The following is a 14,731-nucleotide window of genomic DNA, read 5'->3' as shown; positions in this document are numbered from 1 at the left end:
GATGATGATGCGAATTATCTGTTTGATCATTTAACAAGATGTGTATCGTAACATTATTTTTAGAAAGAGGTGATCCAATGAATATGGCCAAGTTAGATGAAAAAAGAAAAAGAGCCTTACTAAATGCGGCTTTAAAAGAGTTCACGGCCAAAGGTTACGATGAGGCTTCAACAAACGTCATTGCCAAAGACGCAAAAATCTCCAAAGCCTTAATGTTCCATTATGTTGGAAATAAGCAAGAGCTGTTTTTGTTTCTTTATGACTACTTTGAAGACATTTTAGCCAAGGAGTATTACGGTAAAATCAATTTGCAAGAGAAAGACCTTTTTAACCGTTTAAAAGACTCCTACTTGCTTCAAATAGACTTAATCAAACAATATCCCTGGATCCTGGCATTTGATAACCTATCTGTTGAATCAGCTTCCGCCGAAATAAATAAAAGAATCCAGCAGACTGATCGCCAGAAAAAGGTCTCTGAATGTTTTCAGCTTTTTGACGGCATCGATCTCTCCAAATTTCGCACTGATTTAGATATCGAAAAATGTAAACAGTTTATTCTCTGGTCTAATATCGGCTTTACGAATCAAATTTTAGCCGACCTTAAAAATCAAGATGGACAGCACCTCAATGAAGAGAAAATCATCTCCACGCTTGACGGGTATTTTGAGGAGTTACGAAAAATCTTCTATCTTTCTGGAGAGGAGCCTTAAAGATGACTAAAGTAATGAGTGACAGACCGATCACAATTGGCTTTCCTTTAAGAGGAGAATGGCATGCGCCAACCACGCCCGCCAAAAAAGTCCCGAGTCACGGGACTAATCGAATGGGCTTAAGATACGCCTTTGATTTCTTACAAGTTGATCGAAAAAATCTCAACAAAGACTACGCTGGGAGTTTCTTACAATTTCTGCTACTTGGGATACCACTTAAAAATTTTTATTGTTGGGGAGAAAAGATCTATGCCCCCTGTGATGGCGAAATCGTGGCAGTCGTCGATGGTATTGCAGAAAGGAAACATGTTCATTGGTTAAGAGAATCCATTCTAGCTATCAGAAAAACGCTGACGTTTAATGAAAACAAGGACGATTATCGGCTAATCGCTGGCAACTATCTGATTATGAAATGCTCAAATGATGTCTACATGGCCTTTGTCCATCTGCAGACAAATTCGCTCACTATTTCCGTCAATCAAAAGGTGAAGCAAGGCGATTACTTAGGGAACGTTGGCCATTCTGGTAATTCCACATCGCCACACTTACATTTTCAAGTTATGGACAGCGATAATCTTAAAAAGGCTAACGGCATTCCTTGTCAATTTGAGGAGTATCAACGCTATCAACAGGGGGTCTGGAAAAACGTCACTAACCAAATCCCCTCAGACCAAGAAATAATTAGATTTTATAACGGTGACTGACTATCGCTTACAACTGGAAGGAACAGGATATTTTCCCACTCTTTTATGAACCCTAAACTCCCCTTATTTCACGCTCTTCATGATATACTTACCTTATAGAAAGAGGTGACCTATCATGAGTATTTTGAAATCTGCAGTTAAGTATAAAGCGGCCAAAAAAGTCACTGATAAAGCACTCGGCGGTGGTGTTCTTTCAACCGTCGCAGCAACAAAAGTCGTCAAAAGAAGTAACGAGCGTAGTAGAAGTCGTCGTGCTGGCAGAAAGTAAGTCCCCCGCCAGTCAGTTAAAATTTAAATGAGCTTTCCCAAACGACTGAAACCGTCCTTTAGGAAAGCTTATTTTTTTCCACCTTCATCATTCTTCAATCTTCGGAATTTTTCGATGTTTCAAAAGCGCCAGCAAAGGTGATGGCATGCGCCGAATGGTGAGATCTTCACCTAAAAATAACAGCCAGTTTGCCAACTCCTCCAACGTGTCTGGATCATTGATTGCCACAAACGTTTTTAACAGCGCCTTCCTTTGAAAAGGATCCAGATAGGATAAAGAGAGACCATGAGGACTGTATTTTTTAAATTGTAAAATCGCCTTAATCCCTAGTTCAATGATCAGATTTACCTCTGCTACTCTCGTTACCTCTTGTATTTTTTTAGCACTCATCCTTTTAGGCGGCTCATAAAGCGCAACATTTTCGATATTGTCTACTGGAAGGCTCTGTTTGATCTTAGTCGCTAAATCTAACCCTTCTAGATACCAACTGCTTTTTTCTCTGTACAGATGCAACAAATAGATCGGCAGAGAACGCTCCTTTCCCTGTTCTTTAATACTAAGCAATAAATAACGGTCAATCAACAATGTTTGAATTAACTTTTCCAACATCGGATGAGGAAAATCCGCCAAGTCAAGTAAATCTGGATTATGGGGATTTGTCCCTTCAAACAGCAACAACTGATTTAAAATGACCAGTTCATCTTGTTGATTTTCCGGGATTAGACCAAGCAACTTCTCCGCTAAAGACTGACGGCTATTTAAATAAGGCAGTTGCTGATTTCTTGTGGCCATAAAGGCGATAAACAGCGCCTTAACCTCATTAGTTGTAAAACGAATCGCTGGTAAAAAAGAGTTGTTCATCACAAAATAGCCGCCACTTCTGCCAACCTCGGAGACTAAGGGCATCCCCATGCTTTCAATTTCATTAACATCGCGAATCGCCGTTGAGCGCGATACCTTAAATTCCGCCATTATATCAGAAATAGTGAAGTGAGCGCGATTGTTAATATAACGCATCATGGTATTAATTCGTTCAACTTTTTTCATGTTCAGCTCCTAAACAGTGTCATTTTTTGACATGATTTAAGGTTATTATAAACCTATCAGATGGTGAAAGAAACCATTTGACTCAAAAGAAAAGAGGAAACCCAAATGGCAAATTACACGATAGAAGAAAAAGCGAGTTTTACAGTGTTAGGTTTTGGTGTTGAACTAAAAAGTGACTATACTGATTTTATGGGAATTGCGAAAGAAAAAGCGGCCTTTCTGGCACAAGCTCAAGCAGATGGCACGATTGACAGATTAAAAAAGGTGGCCTTAAACGATGATTTTTTTATCGTCAATGAAGCCATCAACAACAAAATGATGTACTATGTCGGGGTAATGTCAAAAGAGACATTACCTGAGGCAACCAGACTCATTCAATTCCCTAAAGGCGATTACTTAGTGATTCCAGGGGAAGGCAGCACCTCCGAAGAGTTGAGTAACAATCTGACAAATCTGGCGTTTGGAAAGGTGCTCGGAGAAGTTAGCGAAGTAGCTTATGTCGGTGGCCCGAATACTTCTGTTGAAAAAGGCACCCGCGACGGCATGTTTATCGGCGAAATGTGGCTCCCTGTCGTCAAACAGTAATCCTAACATTACCGCGGGCTAGATAATAAAAACGTCAGGAACGGATCAATAGATCTGCTCCTGACGTTTTTTAACGGCCATCTGGCATCAAATATCATATACCATGTTGTACCAAATTTCACCTGCATGAGTCGAGTCGGAAATCCCTTCATTTTGGTAGCCATTTTTTTCATAAAACGGCACCAACTCTGCTAAACAAGTCAAAGTAATAGCCTGACGATGCTGAGCCTTAGCGATCTCCGCCAAACGAGATAAAAGCAGGCTACCCAGCCCTTGTCCATGATAGTCTGGCGCGACGGCCAAACTCAAAACCGTTTGATAAGGCGCTTGAGGATCATTCGGGGTTAGTTCATCATATAAGTCATCGGTTAAGTAGCGTTGATCAAAAGCAGGACCTACCACATAGCCAATCACCTCCGCCTTTTCATTGCGAGCGACAACAAAGGTATCGTTGATCAAAGTGATCCGTTCCGCCATAGCCCCCTCTGTGGCAGCTTCTTCTGCTGAAAAGCCAGCTCGTTCAATGGTCATAATCGTGGCTAAATCTGCCAGTTTTGGGTGATTTATTACTAGTTTCATTTGTTCCTCCATTAAGTTGTTCGATCGTTTCGATAAACAGTATCTCATTTATCGGCAAATTTCGCCACCCTTGACCGCTTATCTGACTTTTTTTTTGATAATACTACTTTAGTCTAATATCATTGATTGTTAACTTCCGTTATAATGACATTAATACCAACCAACTCAAAGGAGTCAGCTCTTATGAAAACCAAAAAGATAGTCGCCTTGTGCGCCCTTTCGATCACAGCCTTGGCCTTTTTAGCATCGGCTAAAAGAAAACCAGCCTTTCGTCACAGTTATATCCCGATTGCCCCGCCTTGCTCAAAAAACGCCTAATTACCCTTGGAAAAATACTGAATATCTTAAGACGCTTCCCTCTTAAACGAATAGAAAGCTGGTGATCCACTTGTTAAAACTTATCATTGCCACTCTGGCTGTCGGAGCCTTTATCACGTTTGTTGAAAGACTTCAATTGTCACTACCCAAAAATTGAATCCCTTAACCAAAAAGCTTTCTTAAAGAAAAAGAAGGCTTTTTTCATTAAGATTAGCAAGAAACCATTGTAAATCACGAGGGAGTCCGTATAATCAGATAGTAGATAGCCCTTAGCAACAGACTGGGGCACTTGGCTTTCACTAAAAGGAGGGAGATCATGAAAAAAGAACACTACCTGAACTGGTTACAGACCCGGCTTGGCTTTTTTGTGCTGCTAGTCAGCTTAATTTGGGCTAAAAGTCTCTTCGCTTATCACGTTGACTTCAATCTGGGAATCGAAGATCGCCTCCAATACTTTATCTTGTTGATTAATCCTTTCGCGACAACGATTTTTTTATTAGCGACTGCCTTATATATCAAAAAGACAAAAAGGTCTTATATTGTGATGATGCTGCTTTACTCAGCCCTAAGTCTTTTGCTTTTTTGCAACATCCTCTACTACCGGGAGTTCACTGATTTTATGACGATCAACACCATCCTCGGGGCAGGCAAAGTCGCTTCAGGTTTAGGTGAAAGCGCTCTGGGATTGTTGCGACTATATGACTTCCTCTACCTTTTGGACATTCCATTACTAGCCTTGCTACTGGCCACTAAACGCCTTACGATGAACCCCACACCGATTCGCTTGCGCTGGTCTATGGCGATTACCGCTTTGGCTTGTTTACTTTTTTGGGGGAATTTGCAACTGGCCGAGTCTAGTCGCTACGGTCTTTTGCAGCGGACCTTTTCCAGCAGCCATATCGTCAAGTATTTAGGGATAAATGTCTTCACCGTTTACGATGGGATCCAAACCTATCAAGCAAATCAAAACCGCGCTCAAGCCAGTGAAAACGATGTTGTGGGAATCAAGGAGTATGTCACTGCTCACCACGCTAAAGCCAATCCTGAGACCTTTGGCATTGCTGCCAATCGCAATGTGATCTACATCCATTTAGAAAGCCTGCAACAATTTGTCATTGATTACAAATTAAAAGATCAGCAGGGAATTGAACACGAGGTGACCCCTTTTTTAAATAGCCTGTTTCACGGAGCAGAGACCTTTAGTTTTGAAAATATCTTTCACCAAGTTAAAGCCGGCAAAACAAGCGACGCCGAAACCTTGCTGGAAAACTCCTTTTTCGGACTGGAACAAGGTCCCTTATTTACACAGCTTGGTGACAAAAATACCTTCCAAGCCGCTCCCGCTATTTTAAATCAGGTAGCTGGCTACACCAGTGCCGTCTTCCATGGCAATGCTGGTAGTTTTTGGAATCGCAATGAAACCTATAAACGCTTCGGCTACGACTATTTTTTTGACGCTAAATCCTACGATGTGACAAAAAGCAATTCCTTTCAGTACGGGTTGCATGACAAACCTTTTTTCCAACAATCCGTTCAATACTTGGAACATTTACAACAACCCTTTTATACAAAAATGATCGCCGTCTCTAATCACTATCCCTATGCAACCTTTGACGATGGCGATGGTGGCTTCCCGTTAGCCCATACAAAAGACACGACCATTAACGGCTATTTTGCCACTGCCAACTACCTTGACAAGGCGGTTGAAGAATTTTTCAATTATTTGAAAGCCAGTGGCCTTTATGAGAAGTCACTGATCGTTTTATACGGCGATCATTACGGCATCTCAGACTCACGAAACACCGATTTGGCGGAATTACTTGGTAAAGCGCCGATGCAGTGGGGCAATTTTGACAATGCCCAGATGCAGCGGGTCCCTTTGATGTTTCATCTGCCCGGTCGCTCTGACGGTGGTGTTGATACAACCTATGGTGGTCAAGTCGATGTCTTGCCGACCTTGCTCAGTCTGCTAGGGATTGACAGTTCTCCATACTTGCAATTAGGCCAAGACTTACTTTCTAAAGAAAATGAACAACTAGTCGCCTTTAGAAATGGTAACTTTGTGACCCCAGCCTACACCGTTCTGGGAGAAAACATCTACCTAAACCAAACGGGGCAGTTAGTTCTCGATCCAGGGGAGGAATTAACCCAAGACGTGAGCCACTTAAGACAAAAGGTCCAACGTCAGTTAGCAACCTCTGACTTAATGACCAATGGCGATTTACTGCGTTATTATGACAACGGCTTAAAGGAAGTGGTCCCTGAAGAGTATCGGTATAAAAATCAACTCCAACAACTTGAGGCCATTGAAACAGCCTTAGGAACTAACTCAACCAGTCTTTTCAGCCAAAACGGGCAACACTCTACCATTGACTTATATGAGAGCAAAAGTTATCAAGATTACCATTCAGATCAACCCGCAGAAGTCACCAGTTCTTCCAGTCATAAATAGCCCAAAACAGTTCCTTTATCATCAGGAACTGTTTTTGTGTGGTCGATTAAAAGAGAGCCTGAAAGTTGCTTAAACACCCCTTATCATGATATGATATGCTAATCGAAAAACGACCTTAATAAAAAAGATTGGCTAACACAACCTTAGTCGCCTCGCGGTTAACTCACTCAAAGGGAGAGTCTTGAGGTGTCAGGCCAATCATAAATAGCATGACGGAATTACCTTCAGCTTTTGAGGGGCCTTTTTTGCTGTCTATAATCCGGGGGAGGATTCATGGCAAAAGGGCAGAATGGAGAATATATGGGGAAGCAAGTTAAATGGAGACGTCTAGGCTGGCTAGCGTTTCTTTTTTTGGGGAGTCTATTTATACCGATTTTTGCCAGTGCTGATGAATTACCAAAAGGATTTAAAGTAGTTGGCTATCTTCCCGACTACGACTCTCAATTAATTGAGAGCACCATTGATTTCACGAAATTTAGTGATCTTAATTATTTTAATATGTTGCCTCAAGCCGATGGGAGCTTGGCCTTTTCTGGCAGCGGCAGTCCTGACCGCCTGCTCTCTTTTGTTAAACAAGGGCATGCTCACAACGTTAGAGTAGGCGTCAGTATTGGCGGCTGGGGCCATGATAAAGCTTTTGAGAGTGCCACAAGTCCCGAGAATCTCGATAATTTTATTCAAGAACTGGTCTCGACAGCCAAAAAATATCAACTGGATACCCTCGATATTGACTGGGAATATCCAGCAGCTGAATTTTCTCAACAATTTGAGACCTTTATTATCGCATTAGCTGACGCTTTAGATGGCCATACGGCTCTTTCGATCTGCGTTCCTACTGGGGTTGCCGCTAATGGACGGGAATTGATGGACTGGTCGCAACACTTTACCCCAAAAGCACTTCATGAAGCCGATTGGGTGAATATCATGTCCTATGACGGGGAAGTCAGCGCCGGTGATCACCATTCGCCACTCTTTTTGCAAACCCTAAATTTAAGGTATTGGAGTACGTTGATGGGCGGTGAAGCCATGGGCAAACTTGTCAGTGGCATTCCTTTTTATGGCAAAGCTGACGACGGCTCAGTCAAGACCTATGCCCAGCTGGTCAGCAGTAACGAAAAAGCCTTAACAACTGATAACGTCTTAGTCGGCCAGACCTATTACCGCTTTAACAGCAAGCAAACCGTTAAAAGTAAAGTCCAAGATACGATTGATTCCGGCGCTTTAGGAGTCATGATTTGGACACCAACTCACGACAATCCGATCGCCAGTGGCAACCGTTTGATCGACGTGGTTTCCCAAACCTTGGTGGACAATCAACGGGTTTTAGAAAGTGCCTTGGCCCCTGAAAGGCCTATAACCACCCCGACAATCCGCTGGTGGCAGCAAAAGGAAAGCTATTTACTCATCGTCATCCTAATTATCACCTTGCTTTACAACCAAATTGGCAGCTTATTGATCCCTAAAAAAATCAAAGGCAAAAAAGTCAATCGTCAACAATTCTCACGGGCCTTGGCCACCATCATCTCGATTGGAATCATTTTGATTTTGCTAATAGAAGTCATCTGGAAAAGCTATATAGTTCCTATTAAATAATGACGATCAGTCGTTAAACTTCCAGCTAAAGAGAAGCTGAAAGTACCACTCTTCGCTCGTCATTATGCCGATAATCCAATGGAACTATATGTTTGGATTATTTTACGGGATGTCTCTATATAGTTAGTTTCTTATAATCCCATAAAAGCCAAAGGGACGCTGGTTTTGACCAGCGCCCCTTTGACTTTTTTCTTACCCTCAGCGCAACTCTTTGACAATTCTCACTTCATAGGGCCCTAACAACAGCTCTCCCACTAATTCTTCATGACTTTCCATGTCAGTCACGCTACGGTTAAGGCTGATTTTGCGACTTTCTTCAGCAAAATTCATAATAAAGTGATAACGAGCGGTCTGACCAAGGCGGCTTTGAACCGAAACCTCTGGCGAACCTTGACTCACCAATTGATTAGATAAGGCTAAAGTTTCTATCAACGGTTCGTAAAAGTCCTTTAGAAAATCCATCCCCGTCCTAGCTGCTAGATAATAGGCCTCACCTTGACCGTAGGCCTTTTTCGTCACAGCTGGTGTGCCTTTGTAAAACTCTGTTTCATAAGTGCCTAATACTAAACTGTCATGAGCCTTGATCACACCTGAATAATCTTTGGTTTGATAAAGCTGCTGCTGATACCTGACTTGATTATGCTGATCTTCATGGAGCGTATCCAATTCCAGTAGTTCTATTCCAAACAATTCTTGGAGAGGGGTTGGCCAACCGCCAAAATAAAGTAGGTCTGTTTCGTTAACCAAGCCGGTAAAATAGCTAGAAACCAACCGACCACCACGAGCCACATAGGCTTGCAATTTCGCCATGGTTTCAGTGGTCATTAAGTAGAGCATCGGCGCAATCAGCAAATCATAGGGCTCAAAGGAATGCTCTGAAGTGATGATATCGACTGGAATATCTTGTTCCCAAAAGACCCCATAATGCTCTTGCAGGGTTTGAGGATAGCGCCTCGTCGGCCGACCAAAACCGCCGCCCCGTTTTAAGGCCCAATTGCTGTCCCAATCAAAAACAAGGGCCACCCGAACCTCCTTACCACTTCCTTTGATTTCCGCAATGGCCTCCAAGCGTTTGCCATACTCCGCCACTTCACGAAACACGCGATTGTCCATGGAATTATCGTGATCAACGACGGCCCCGTGGAATTTTTCAGAATTACCGCGAGATTTACGCCACTGAAAATACAAGGTACTGTCTGAACCGTGGGCCAATTGCTGCATAGAACTTAGCATATGCATGCCAGGGCGTTTTGATTTATTAAAAGAATGCCAGTTGACTTCACTGGGTGTTGATTCCATGACTAAAAAAGGCTGTTGCTTCAGGGACCAATACTGATCGTGAACATAAGCTGATTTCATGGCGGTTTTAGCCGTGGTTTCATAGGTGTTGTGCCAGTCTGGGTAACTGTCCCAGCTTACGATGTCAACATGTTTGGCAAATTCACCATAGTCGAGTCCTTCCAACGGAATAAAATCATGATCAGCATGACCCTCTGCCATAAAATTAGTCGTTACGGGAATATCAGGTGTTAGCTCTCTGATCGGCGCTAATTCTGCCAAATAAAAATCAATGGTCATGTCTGTCACAAATCGTTGCCAATCCAAATCCATGCCATGCACTTTATGCTCCCCTAAAGGCGAGGGGGCCACCACTTGACTCCAGTCACTGTAGCGACCACTCCAAAAGTTTAACCACCACGCTTGATTGATCGCTTCTAAGGTACCGTATTTACGTTTTAACCACTGGCGCCAATTTTCTTGACAATGCTCACAAAAACACTCACCGGAGTATTCGTTGGAAATATGCCACATGGCCAAGGCCGGATGATTGCCATAACGTTCCGCCAAGTGACGATTAATCACTTGAACCTTCTCGCGGTAAACAGGTGAGGAATAACAGTGGTTATGACGAAAGCCGTGATGGTGTCTTTGTCCTAAGTGATTCACCCGATTGACTTCTGGATAAGCCTCACTTAACCACTGAGGTCTACCGCCACTTGGCGTGGCTAAAATAACATTGCCACCCTTTTGATAGATCATCTCAATTGCCTCGTCAAGCCACTCGAAATCGAAGACGCCTTCTTGTGGCTCAAGTTGGGACCATGAAAAAATACCTAAAGTCACCGTGTTTACTTTCGCCGCCTCCATCATCAGGGAATCAGCTTTTAAAACGTCTGGATCAGTTAACCACTGATCAGGGTTGTAATCCCCTCCATGTAAAAAGCGTTGATCGCGATCAAATCTTACCATGCTCTTGCACCTCTTCCTGATTAACTGACTGCCACAATATGATAGATAAAGGATTGAAAATCACCGATTAATTGAGCCTGATCATGATTGGCTCCGTTAAATTGATACGGTTTTTTAAGGCCGACGTGTTTTAAGAAACGCCCACTAACTTTTTCCTTGCCATTAATCTGATAGATTTTCTCTTCTGAAACAAAGGGAATAGGTAAATAATCCATGGCAGCTCCATTAGGCTTGGCCAACAGCCGGTAAAAGCCAATAACGGCCTCTTGCCCCAGAGCATCACGAACGCCCCAAGCTACTTCATTACGCCCTGCTTCCATCAACTGACAAAAGGTTCCATGTGTCAGCAGTTGGCGATGTTCTCGATAAAAACTAATCTGCGTCTTAATGCTGGCTTTTTCGCTTTCAGACAAGTCATGCAAATCCAATTCATAACCCGTCGGCCCAAATAACGCAACATCGTGACGCATCTCCAATGAGGTCACTCGTTGAACTTGGTGATTGGGACTGGCGGAGACATGATTGCTAAAAGTGGACAGAGGATAAGCCAACAGCGTGCCTGACTGGATACTCAACCGTTCCACCGCGTCACTGTCATCGCTCGGCCAGATCTGTGGGCTGTAAAAAAGAATCCCCAAATCATAGCGACCGCCACCACCTGCACAGCCCTCGATTAGCACCTCTGGAAAATCGCTTAAGATCTTGTGATACAGCTGATAAACCCCTGTGATATAGCGATGGAAAAATTCCGTTTGGGAGATCCCTTGGCTGTTCAGATACTCCGAATAAGCTTCGGTAATATTGCGATTCATGTCCCACTTAATATAAGACAACTTCGTCTCCAAAATAATGATCTTCATCTGCTGGTAAATGCCTTCAACCACTGCTGGATTAGCAAAGTCTAAGACGTATTGCCCCCGACCAACGGAATAGCGCTCATAAGGATGACGAACGACCCAGTCTGGATGGGCTTGATACAACTGGCTGTTCGGCGAAATCATCTCCGGCTCAAACCAAATACCAAGCTCTAATCCCAAATTGTGGATATCTTCAGCGAAAGCCCCGATTCCTTGAGGGAACTTCTGACGATCGTCGTACCAATCTCCTAAAGAACCGCGATCGGTGTTCCGTTGACCAAACCAGCCATCATCTAGGACAAAACATTCCATCCCCAATTCCTTACCTGTAGTAGCCAATTCGATTAGGGAGTCGTGATTAAAGTCAAAATAAGTGGCTTCCCAGTTATTAAAGACAATCGGTCGCGGCTTAGTTAGCCACTGACGGTCAATAATGTGTTGCTCAATAAAACGGGAAAAACTTTGGGCCATGCCATTTAACCCTTGAGAACTATAGACAAAAACCGCTTCTGGTGTTTTAAAACAAGCTTGAGCCTTCAAGTCCCAAGAAAAATGCTGGGAATGAATACCTGACATCACTCGCAGATTATCCCACTCATCTAATTCAGCCTGACTGATAAAGTTACCGGAATAAACTAAATTCACACCGTAAACCTTCCCTGTTGAAAAGGTTCCCTCTTTTTCTTGCAAGGCAATAAAGGGATTATGTTGATGACCAGAAGCCCCTTTTAAAGACCCTACTGAAACCGTCCCCTGGGTGATCCCTTGTCGGTTTAAGTGGCGTTCTTTTAACCAAGCCCCAGACAGATGAAGAAAGTCGTAGTTAGCATTAGGAATCTCTAACACCCCACTCAACATTTTTTGAATGGTCACGCTCTCCTCCCCTAAGTTTCTGATTTCTTGACTTCTGACAATCGCCGAGGATTCCTTAAAGATCGTATAGTTCAACTGCAACTCCAGCTGGTGATTGGCATCAAGCAAGCGAAGGGTCAAGGTCTCAGCTTCTCCTTGTTCGGCGTAGCTTGATGGAAAGGCTAACTCCCGTTTTTTTTCTTTCACAACTTGATAATCCTGATAGTGAAAATCCAAATAAAGGGGAGTCTCACCTTTAAAGACTTCGATAGCCCCTTCCTTAAAATCCGTTGAACCATAAACAGGGTACTCTTGAAGTCGATCGCTTAAGGTAAAAAAGCTATCATCCTGATAAAACTTAACCGTTCCCGCCGATTTATTGTTTCGTTCCATGACATAAGCTAAATCAGCTTCTGTTAGTTTTCCCAAATCAGCCCCGTAGTACAGGTGACCTAACTGCTGATTTTTCATGACATAAAACAAGTAACTCACCTGATCATTTCTCAAGTGAAAGTATTGATCATTAATAATTTCAATCATTTTTTTCTATCCTTTTGGCTGAATTTTACTAGAGAGGGACCGAAAAACCCGCCAGTCAGACCCTCTCAGTCCTTACTTACTCGTTGATAATTGTTCAATGTACTGCATACGCTTTTTAATGCCTCTGTTATAGGTTAGCTTATAGATCAGTCCCACCAAAATAAAACTGTACTGGTGGCGAAGCTCCGTAAAACTGTTTTTTTCTGAATAACTGACAGTCGTCTTGCCTTCTGCTTTTTCAGTTAATTCATAGGTTTGTAAGATGGTCCCTGCCCCATAAGCTGTCTCCATTTGAAAAAGCTCTTGATCGATCAATTGCGTAATGGTTACCGTACCAGGAACCCCAACTTTTTGCGTTTTAGTTTGAAACAATCGTGAAATCTGAGTCCCTACTTCTAACTGTGTCAGACTCTCCTGCTGCCCTTTAAACCATTTGTACTGTTCCGTCATCAAACTTTGATAGACCTTAGCCCGATCGGCCGCCATCACATATGTATAATTTAACGTGTCCACTCCCATTGTTAAGGCTCCTTCCGTAACATCATAATTCAGCTGAAGTTTCTGCTAATTCTTCTTTATAATACTCCCGGTCCATCGCCATTAAAAAGGGAATCCAAATCAAGGTCATGACAATCACGGTAACAATTTGCAAGATCGCTCCGGCAATCGATCCCGTACCGATCCAGCCTGATAAAATGATCGGTGTCGTCCAAACAACGGTCGCACCAATCGGACGTGGCACTAAGCCAATGGCAATCGCAAAATAAGAAATCGTCGTGGAAACCAAAGGTGCTAAGATCCAAGGTATAAACGCAATCGGATTTAAGACAATCGGCAAACCAAAGGTCATCGGCTCTGAAACATTAAAAATAGCCGGTGCAATAATTGTTTTCATGGTCTTTTTCATGCGAATCGATTTGGCAATAAAGAAAGCCATGGCAATCGAAACGCCTAACTGCATCCCTTGATTGACAAACACACCCATAAACGTCGTACTGATAATATGAGGCAGTTGCTCGGCCCCGGCTTTATAAGCTTCGTAATTTTCAATGGCCAACGCTCCCATAATCGGGTCAATTACAGCGTTTACAACCAATGTCCCATGAATACCGAACCACCAGAAAAACTGCGTAAAGAAGACCGCTAGCAACACAGCTGGCAAAGTACCACCTAAGCCCATCAAAGGTTTTTGTAGGAGCTCGTACATAAAGTCAACCGCATTCCCCCAAGAAGTAAAGGTGAATAGATAGCGAATCAGGTTAAACAAGAACAAAGGCACAGCCCCTGGGATAATGGCTGTAAAAGAAGCAGCGATCATCGGTGGCACCGACTCCGGCATCTTGATGGTCAAACCTGCTCGACCGATCCGACAGTAGATCTCAGTGGTGATAATCGCGGTTAAAATCCCCACGAACATTCCCTGAGCCCCAAGCTTGGATAAGGGCATAAAGGTTCCCATTGTTTCATCCGAACCAAATGGCAATAATAAAATAAACGATGATAACGAAATAGCGCCGGCAAAAATTTGTGATTGTTTATAATGAGCAGCTAAATGATAACCGATCCCGAAAACAATAAAAACCGCTGAAATACTCATTGTCGCATTGCCAATCGGCCCAAAAAAGTCATTTAGAAAGGTGTTGACTCCTTCTGGCAAATATTTGGCAAAGCCAAACGTGGTTGGTAAATTTTGAATAATAATCATAATAGAGGCAAACATCGTGGCTGGAAAAGCCATCATAAACCCGTCTCGCAAGCTCAAAAGATAGCGATTATTGGCGATCACTTGAGCTAAAGGTACCATTTTTTCCGAAAGTTTATCCGCAAAATTCATTGTTAAATCTCCCTTGTCTTTTTTTTGGTAAAGCTTTATTTAGTAAACGTCTACTTCATAAAAATGAGTATAAATGTTTAGTTAATGTTTACGCAAGCCTTTTCTTTTCATTTTTTTGATCCGATCAGAATAAAAACCAAAC

General features: G+C 42.8%; 13 protein-coding genes. 7 read left to right on the top strand and 6 right to left on the bottom strand.

Annotation, left to right across the window (positions count from 1 at the left end; translation table 11 throughout):
- The first annotated feature begins 77 nt into the window (after positions 1-77).
- From I6N95_RS20375 to I6N95_RS20365, 3 genes are all read left to right on the top strand, one after another.
- Positions 78-710 carry a TetR/AcrR family transcriptional regulator gene (locus I6N95_RS20375; protein WP_209531197.1) on the top strand — a complete coding sequence of 211 codons (633 nt, stop codon included), beginning with the start codon at positions 78-80 and terminating at the stop codon, positions 708-710.
- A gap of 14 nt (positions 711-724) precedes the next feature.
- Positions 725-1,414, top strand: coding sequence for a M23 family metallopeptidase (locus I6N95_RS20370; protein WP_209531300.1), 690 nt, complete (start codon positions 725-727; stop codon positions 1,412-1,414).
- A 115-nt stretch (positions 1,415-1,529) separates the two neighbouring features.
- A complete protein-coding gene (locus I6N95_RS20365; protein WP_209531196.1) occupies positions 1,530-1,682 on the top strand; it encodes a hypothetical protein in 153 nt (50 codons plus the stop codon).
- Between the two features lie 87 nt (positions 1,683-1,769).
- Here the strand turns inward: I6N95_RS20365 and I6N95_RS20360 are convergent, their stop codons facing one another.
- On the bottom strand, positions 1,770-2,729 hold the full coding sequence (locus tag I6N95_RS20360) for a helix-turn-helix transcriptional regulator (RefSeq protein WP_209531195.1): 960 nt from the start codon (positions 2,727-2,729) through the stop codon (positions 1,770-1,772).
- Positions 2,730-2,834: 105 nt separating this feature from the next.
- Here I6N95_RS20360 and I6N95_RS20355 point away from each other — a divergent pair, with 105 nt between their 5' ends.
- Positions 2,835-3,314, top strand: a complete 480-nt coding sequence (locus I6N95_RS20355) for a GyrI-like domain-containing protein (RefSeq protein ID WP_209531194.1) — start codon at positions 2,835-2,837, stop codon at positions 3,312-3,314.
- An 87-nt stretch (positions 3,315-3,401) separates the two neighbouring features.
- On the opposite strand, the gene I6N95_RS20350 is transcribed toward I6N95_RS20355, so the two are convergent.
- Positions 3,402-3,893, bottom strand: a complete 492-nt coding sequence (locus I6N95_RS20350; protein WP_209531193.1) for a GNAT family N-acetyltransferase — start codon at positions 3,891-3,893, stop codon at positions 3,402-3,404.
- A 183-nt stretch (positions 3,894-4,076) separates the two neighbouring features.
- Between I6N95_RS20350 and I6N95_RS27530 the strand changes: the two genes are divergently transcribed.
- The 3 genes from I6N95_RS27530 (at position 4,077) to I6N95_RS20340 (ending at position 8,256) form a co-directional block, all read left to right on the top strand.
- Positions 4,077-4,211: a hypothetical protein gene (locus tag I6N95_RS27530; protein WP_283809005.1), complete on the top strand. Its 135-nt coding sequence runs from the start codon at positions 4,077-4,079 to the stop codon at positions 4,209-4,211.
- A gap of 316 nt (positions 4,212-4,527) precedes the next feature.
- The gene (locus I6N95_RS20345; RefSeq protein ID WP_209531192.1) at positions 4,528-6,663 is read left to right on the top strand and encodes an LTA synthase family protein; all 2,136 of its coding nucleotides are present in this window, start codon (positions 4,528-4,530) and stop codon (positions 6,661-6,663) included.
- Positions 6,664-6,936: 273 nt separating this feature from the next.
- The gene (locus I6N95_RS20340) at positions 6,937-8,256 is read left to right on the top strand and encodes a glycoside hydrolase family 18 protein (RefSeq protein ID WP_209531191.1); all 1,320 of its coding nucleotides are present in this window, start codon (positions 6,937-6,939) and stop codon (positions 8,254-8,256) included.
- A gap of 198 nt (positions 8,257-8,454) precedes the next feature.
- Here the strand turns inward: I6N95_RS20340 and I6N95_RS20335 are convergent, their stop codons facing one another.
- The 4 genes from I6N95_RS20335 to I6N95_RS20320 form a co-directional block, all read right to left on the bottom strand.
- Entirely contained in the window at positions 8,455-10,506 is a 2,052-nt protein-coding gene (locus I6N95_RS20335; RefSeq protein WP_209531190.1) for a beta-galactosidase, read from the bottom strand.
- A gap of 20 nt (positions 10,507-10,526) precedes the next feature.
- The gene (locus I6N95_RS20330) at positions 10,527-12,755 is read right to left on the bottom strand and encodes an alpha-galactosidase (protein ID WP_209531189.1); all 2,229 of its coding nucleotides are present in this window, start codon (positions 12,753-12,755) and stop codon (positions 10,527-10,529) included.
- A 72-nt stretch (positions 12,756-12,827) separates the two neighbouring features.
- Complete coding sequence (locus tag I6N95_RS20325; protein WP_209531188.1) at positions 12,828-13,274, bottom strand: DUF3284 domain-containing protein; 447 nt, start codon at positions 13,272-13,274, stop codon at positions 12,828-12,830.
- A 22-nt stretch (positions 13,275-13,296) separates the two neighbouring features.
- The gene (locus I6N95_RS20320; protein WP_209531187.1) at positions 13,297-14,589 is read right to left on the bottom strand and encodes a PTS sugar transporter subunit IIC; all 1,293 of its coding nucleotides are present in this window, start codon (positions 14,587-14,589) and stop codon (positions 13,297-13,299) included.
- Positions 14,590-14,731 lie beyond the last annotated feature (142 nt).

The organism is Vagococcus allomyrinae, assembly GCF_017829975.1.
GTDB classification, from domain to species: Bacteria; Bacillota; Bacilli; order Lactobacillales; family Vagococcaceae; genus Vagococcus_D; species Vagococcus_D allomyrinae.
The sequence above is the reverse complement of the archived record's forward strand: the minus strand, read 5'-3'. Positions and strand labels throughout refer to the sequence as shown.